The following is a 7,448-nucleotide window of genomic DNA, read 5'->3' on the forward strand; positions in this document are numbered from 1 at the left end:
TTATCTAACTTATAGCCTATAGCTGCCTATTGTTAAATATATTGGGAGGTTTTCAGGTTTATGAATGATTATCTGGCCGGTTCCCAGACACCGTCTGCATTTACATAATAGCCGTCCGGTGTCCACTCAGCCATATAAAGGGAGCCGTATGGACGCCCTGCGCCCTCCATGTAAACCCAGGTTTTTAATGCTTCATCATACGCCCAGGTCGGCTGCGGTGCATACGGATTTAAGTATACATAGCCCAAATCCGGAATCAGCTGCCACTCCGTCAGCATCTCTCCCGTTGCCGGATCCAGATAATACCATCTGCCGTCCTGCGGATCCAGATACCAGCCCGTCCGCATGCCTGTGTTTTCGTCCACATAGTACCATTTGCCTGCGCTGTAATCATAGACCCAGCCCGTCCGGATATATCCATCGGCTCCAAACGCCCACCATGCGCCCCGGAGCTGTTTCCACACAACCTGTTCAACCTGTCTGCCAGTCATCGGATCCAGGACCAGGCTTCCGGACAGATACGTGCCATTTGACAGGCGGTAGCGCCATCCGGCACTCTCTTTTACCCATGTGCTGGTACTTCTGTCGCGGCTGGAAGTGGCCGTTCCCTGCGGATTGCCTGGAGTAGACGGGGTCGGATTCGATGGATCCGGTTTCGTCGGATTGGACGGGGCAGACGATGCTTTCTTTGTCTGGACCGCGACCGCCTCGCTGGCTGCTGATGCCATCGTATTAACACCCTCTTTGAGTCTCACATAGAACTTGTAAGTTGTTTCCGGTGTCAGCCCGGTAAATACCGGTGAATCCTGCCATTCTCCCTGATCCGCGCAGTATTCCAGTTCATATCCCGCCGGAATCGCGGTTCCATCCACAAATGCAGACGGCGCTTTCAGGGTCACGCTGGTGTCTGTCCACGCTGCTGCCTGCGGTGCTTTCGGGGTCTTTGTTCCTATTTTTTTGATCGTCAGGCGCACTGTAATCGGATCACTCTTATAATTTACGTTACTGTCCGGGATCTTAATCCTACAGGAATACATTCCCGCATTGGTCGGCGGTGTCATGCTGGAATAAACGGTTCCGTTCACACCTTCATAGTGCACCTCATACTGACCCTGAAACTGTTCCGAAAGATCATATTCGCCTATGGTTGCCTGAATTCCATCCCCAACAGACTTCGGCGTGCCATCGTAATCAACCTCTTTATCCGTACCATTCAGTGCAACCTTATCTTTGTCCCCAAAATACACATGTGTCTCAACATCCTGCGCCGGCATCTTAAAGGAAGCGGTCCATTTGCCGCCTGATTCGGTAAATTTCGGCGGGTAAACAACTATAAGTAAACCACCGCTGTATGTAAGGCATGCATTCTTGTTCTGCATCTCCTTCATCTGCTCAACACCTGCATCTGTCAAGGTCGCCGTTACCAGCTCCCCGGCTTTTGCCGTAATCTTGTCCAGCGTATAATAAGAACTGCTTTCCAGCTTCTGCGTAATTGAAAATACTGCATTCAGATCATCCTGGACCTCGATATCCACAGCTACCATGCCCGGTCCATCTAAGTATACATAGAGAGTCGGGAGACCGGTTGTATTATCTTTTTCGATGTAATAATCGCCGTTCTTTTTAAGTTCTGCTCTACTATTTACCTTGTTCGGTGTAACTGAACCTTTCTTATACAGCGACATTGATTTTATATTAAATTCTTTAAACAGCTTGCCATTGATAATCTTTGTTACTTCCAGAGAGCCAATATGATCCCCTCCACTCCACTCTTTGGTTTCAAAGGCTGCCGTCGTTCCCCAGGTACCCCATTCCTGTCCTACGAACCAGGTATACTGGGTTGCATTTAAGTTTACTGCATAAGAAACCTCCACCGAAGCATTTGAGCACGGCATTGTAAAATAATATACCGTTGGATCTTCAAAATTGCACAGAGTCGCATCCACCTTTGAACCATTTGCATCGGTAATTGTTACTTTGCTTACGATATCATCCCGATCCAGACCCGTAAATGCAAGGTAAACTTTTTCTCCGGCTTTCTGTGAAAATGTAAATGTACTAGTTTCACTACCTGTCGTAGAAATTGGATTTGTTCCCTTTTTTGCATCATCCATGGATGCATACGCTTTCACGACTGCATTCGGGGAGTTTATCGTATTCTCCCGTTCTACTGTAACGGTGTGTTCCGCCGTATCAACTGTCAGATTGCATACTGCCTCCTTGGAAGGATCCGCCACGCTGGTGGCTGTGATCGTATAGGTTCCCGCTTTTGCCACATCCGCAGCAGTTACCCGTCCGTCCTCTACCTTGACTGCCAGATCACTGCTTTTCCATTCCACATCTCTGGACGCTCCGTTTGCCACATCGACGGTCGCAGTGAGCTGGACGCTTCCTCTCGGGTAAATCGTCTCATTGGTCTTATCCAGCGTAATTCCGGTAACCGAAGGTGTCAGATCCAGCGTCAGATCCGGAGATAAGGTCTGGTTTTTCAGAATCGGGAATGCATACCCGCCGGTTGAATCCATCATCCAGATAGAATCAAAATCCCAGCCCAGACCTTTATAAAATTCCGGATCTTTCAGGTTTGCCGCCGTTGCGTCCGCTCCATATAGCTTGTCTGCCCCCATCGTATCCGGATCCGGGGTCAAAATCGTTCCATCTGATTTTCTCGCAACTGTGCCGGCAAAGCCGTAGTTATCCCGGCAGCTTCCCGTTGTTCCGCCAATCCGGTTGAGCGATCGCATCTCCGGGAAAATGCTGACACAAGAGGAAATCGAACCGTTGGCGGAAATGCCTGCCACGGATGCGCCAATGGGATTTTTTGTCAGCGCTTCGCCTGCCGCGTAGCTGTGGGAGATCGTTACGTTGCCGCTTCCTACCAGTCCGCCAATATAATCTCCCTCATCAACGTCCATATCTACAATTGCATAGCTGTTTTCAATGGTTGTAGTTCCACCGGTCCAACCGACCAAACCACCTACAAACCTCTTGCTGGCTGTTCCTTTGATTTCAGCATCTGCATAGCAGGACTGGATCTTTACCGAATAGCTTTTCCTTACATGTCCAATCAAGCCACCCGCAGCTTCAATCTTATTCGTTCCATCTGTAGCTTCGATTATTCCACTGACGTAACAATTTTCTACTGTCAGAGAATCATATACATCACCAACCAGGATACCAACTCTCGCATCATCGTTGGAAGCTTTAACCACCGCATTTTTTATGGTCAGATTCTTAATTTCACAATTCGAAGAAATTTCTTGAAACAATCCCGTAGGAACCATATTTCCTACTACATTCAAGCCTCGAATCGTATGTCCGCATCCATCAAATTCTACTACTCTGTTTGAAATCGGAGTAAATGGATGTTCTCCCAAATCAATATCGCACATCAGCTTTGCTTTCTGCATCGCGTGAGTTTGAAAATACGCAAGCTCTGCCCCTGTGCTAATTTGATAATAACCTTGTTCATCTTTCGCCGGTTCCGTAACTGTTGTTCCATCCCACTTATCCTGCGTCCATACCGCCTCAAATGTCACATTTCCTTCCGGCATGGTATAACTTGTCCCGCTGGCATATGTTTTAGCTCCGTCACTCCAGCCTTTAAAATTCATGCCGTATACCTTAAAGTTATTCTCTGGAAGCGTAATCTCAGTTCCGGCTGCAACATTTTCCAGTGTCGGTGCATCTCCCTGTGAATCCTTACGTCCAGACGTAAAGGTAATTGCATACTTCGCCGCGATTGGAAGATTTATTTCGATTGTTTCTATTTTTGTTGACGCGTCCTCAGAGGTATAACTCAAAACAATCGTTCCTGTGATACTTCCGTTTTGTCCCGGATCTTCGCCATTCGTTGCTGGTGCTAGATTAAAATCATTTTCGTTAGACCACTTCGCCTGAATTTTTCTATTTGTGATAACCTTCTGTACAACCTGCAAAATTTCCTCTGCTGTCGTCTTATTTGTCACTGTCATCGCCCGTAGCGCTTCCTGTGCCGCTGTTTCGACAACCGCTAAGGTCTGCTCGGAAAATACATAGTTTCCACTCTTCGCCTCCTCGCTGTCACCATAGGTTGAACCATCGCCCGTTGCTCGGACTCCAAACGTATAGGTTCCGCTTTCCGCTATCTGGGAGGTAAAATCGTGGCTGGTTGCATTCGCCCCAAGTGTTACCTCATCCCCCAGTGCTGAATTATCCTTATAGAGCTGTACTTTATAACCCGACGCATTCGTAACCGGACTCCAGACAGCTTTTCCTTCTACTGTCTCATCCCATTTGACATTTTCAGGCGCTGTAAGCTGAACAAGATTTACCTCTTTTTTCAGCTTGATTGAGCCGATCGAACTTCCCTTGTAATGGACATAAAGCTGTATTTCATTTGTGTTGCCAAGAGCCAGCGATTTAGCGAATTGAATCTTTATACTGCCAATTCCATTTTCGGTATTCACTCCAAGAATTGTAACTCCGCCATATGCCGTTCCATCTTCCTCGGATGAAAGTTTAAAATCCTCCGCCTTTAAATTTTCATTTCCAGTATATGTAAGTGCAATTTTTCCATCTGCCGTGACAGTTTCCGCATCGGTTGTCTGGAAAGTTCCGGTCACAGTTTGTTCCGCAGGCATGGAAACCGGGTTTACATCCAAAGTGAAATCAAGAACATCTGAATTCGCATCCGAAATCGTAACTGTCGTCTCAACCGTAAAATATCCGGTTTGTTTAATTGTTACGTCATAGTCTCCATTTGCGAGATCAATGCTAAAATTTCCATCTGAATCTGTTGTCGCCTTTTTCTCACTGCTGCCCTTCTTAAAAGTAATCTCTGCGCCCGCGATTCCGGTTTCTCCAGACTTTACACTTCCCTTTAACGAATTGGTCGCCTGAAGATAATCCGGTAAATCATCCTCTGAAAATATAGTTGTTTCTCCACATTTTAATTCTGGGAAATGACCATCTCTAATATCCCAATTAGATTCTCCCCAACCAAGAGTTTTTTTCCAGAAATTGCTTGTCAAAAGAGCTGTTTTGGAAACATCTTTTCCATAATACAGTGGATATGGCTCCTCTATCTTTTTAGAACCACTAGCAAATGTAAGTGTCATATCCTTATATGCATAATTTCCCTCTCCCTGTACATAATCACCCGTATATCCAAAAATTCTATTCACATAATATCCTAAACTATTTGTGGCAATCGTTTCTTGCAGTGCCACGCTCTTATTAATCGTAACTGTTTTATTTGGTCCACCAACCAATCCACCTGTACCGCGACCTAAATTTGTTGAAACACTTCCCATTGCAATACAGTTCTTAATATTCAACTGGCTTCCACTTACCACTCGAACCGAGCCAACCAAACCTCCAGCTAAAGAATCATTAACACTACCTTGGTTTTTAATATCTGCATTAACAATACAATTTTGAATTGTCAGCGCCCCCGACTGAACCTGTCCAATTAATCCACCTGCGGCACAATTTCCTGTAGTAGCAAGACTGCCACTGATATAACAATTTTCAATCTGCGAATTATTACCTACAGTTCTCGCAACCGCTCCTACATGCTCTCCATCTCCCGTAATGGTCACATTAGACAAAATCAAATTTTTAACAGTCCCCTCCAAAACACTAAACAACGGCTGCGAAATTCCACTCAACTTATGTCCATCACCATCTAAACAAGCCGTTAGTGTTCTTGATTCCCACGACTCACCGCTTAGATCGATATCAGCCCCCAATTTAATATATTTACTTACACCATAGAAACTTCCATTATATTGATTTCTTTTGTTTTCACCCATAACCGTAGACCACTGGTCTACAGTACAAATCACATAGGGATCCGCTTCCGTACCGCTTCCCGTGATTCCTTCATCCGCATACAGCGCAATCCCCGCGTCTCCCACCTGCACATGGATCTCCGGCAAAGCAGTGTCTTCCGGTATCTCTTCGCTTTCCGGAATCACCGGAATATAGGTATAGATCGCCCCATTGTATTCTTCATTGGCTTTATCGTAGCCCTCCCAGGTCTTTTCTTCAGTTTCTTCTGGTTCGCCGTCCTCATCGAAGCGGTCAAAATAGTCCTCCGGTGCCAGTCCGCCCTGAAATTCGGAATAGTCGCTGTTTTCCTCATCCAGTTTCCACGTGATACCCGACAAAGTCCGCTCGGTGGTTTCTTCTCCCATCGTCTCACGCACGGTGAGAGTCTCCGGGAACCGGATGTCGGATTCTTTGCTTCCAAGCGGGAGAATCTGATCGGTGATCGATTCTTCCAACGGTGCAAATTCCAGCGTTGTTTTCACCTGCTCTTCTTCCAGGACCGTGATCTGGATCACCGGAAGTTCGTCCTCATCTACCTCATAATTGCTGCTTTTCAGCTCTGCACGGAACAGGTAGATACCCGGATTTTCTCCATCATAACGGGATGCCTGGCTCTCTTCTGCATCCAGAACCCAGCGCACCTTTACTTTTCGCCAGAAACCTTCCTTTTCGTCAATCTCTTCCTCGGTCTTCTCATCTGTCTTGACATCTTCCTTCGGTTCATCCGTTTTTCCGTTCGAAGAACTGCCATCTTCATTCAAATCTGCATTTCCACCCGAAGAACCGGAATCTGTCTTACCGGAATCGTCTTTCTCATCGGATTCACCGTTCCCCGGATTCACATTTTCATCCTGAGAGTCCCCATTTTCCGCCGAATTTCCATCTTTCCCAGAATCTCCCTGTTCACCTGAACAGGATTCCGCTTTCTCTAAGCCCTCTCCACCTTCGCTTTTGTCTTTGCTATTCTCTCCGGCATCTTTTCCTTCAGTATCTTCTTTTTCTCCATTCTCTTCACTGTCTGTCTTTTCCAGCACGGCATCATCATCTGTGCGGTTGGCAAACGCAGCTACATTCTCATCGTTCCCTGCGTCAGGCACATCTTCATTTTGCCCCCCCCCGCTGACAAAAACGTCTATGCTGTCCGGCATCTCCAGATCCTGATACCGGGTGCCATAGGGAACTTTCTGATACAGAACCTGTTCCGATAAACTCTCGATCTCCCGGATCTGATAAAAATTCGTGTTCGCATAAACTCTAGGCACAGAGCCATATGAACTACACGTTATCACTACCACCATTCCTGCTGCCAGAATTCTTCTTTTTCTCCTTCTCATACGCTTTTTTCCTCTCATTCTCGAAATGTTGATTATCCGTCATAAAGTGTGTATACACAAATGAGTCGTCACTATATTTATATTATAATAATCAACTCTCACAAATTCAAGACAGAAGCTGTTCTTTTAAGCGCATAAAGAAAAACGAGACGACCAAAGTCGTCTCGTCAGACTGTAGACAAAGTGGTGTTTGATCGTTAGGTCAGGCACCACTTTTCTGTTGCGTTCATTTCATTCAGTAAAATTTCAACTTTAAACAGTAAACGCTCCATAGCAAGTACCTGTTCCTCCACTCCTTTT

General features: G+C 46.1%; 1 protein-coding gene. It reads right to left on the reverse strand.

Going from position 1 to position 7,448, the window contains the following annotated elements:
• Positions 1-68: 68 nt before the first annotated feature.
• Positions 69-7,148, reverse strand: a complete 7,080-nt coding sequence (locus PG862_RS14205) for a carboxypeptidase regulatory-like domain-containing protein (RefSeq protein ID WP_270707841.1) — start codon at positions 7,146-7,148, stop codon at positions 69-71.
• Between the last annotated feature and the right edge of the window lie 300 nt (positions 7,149-7,448).

Source organism: Clostridium fessum, from assembly GCF_027698965.1.
GTDB lineage: Bacteria > Bacillota > Clostridia > Lachnospirales > Lachnospiraceae > Otoolea > Otoolea fessa.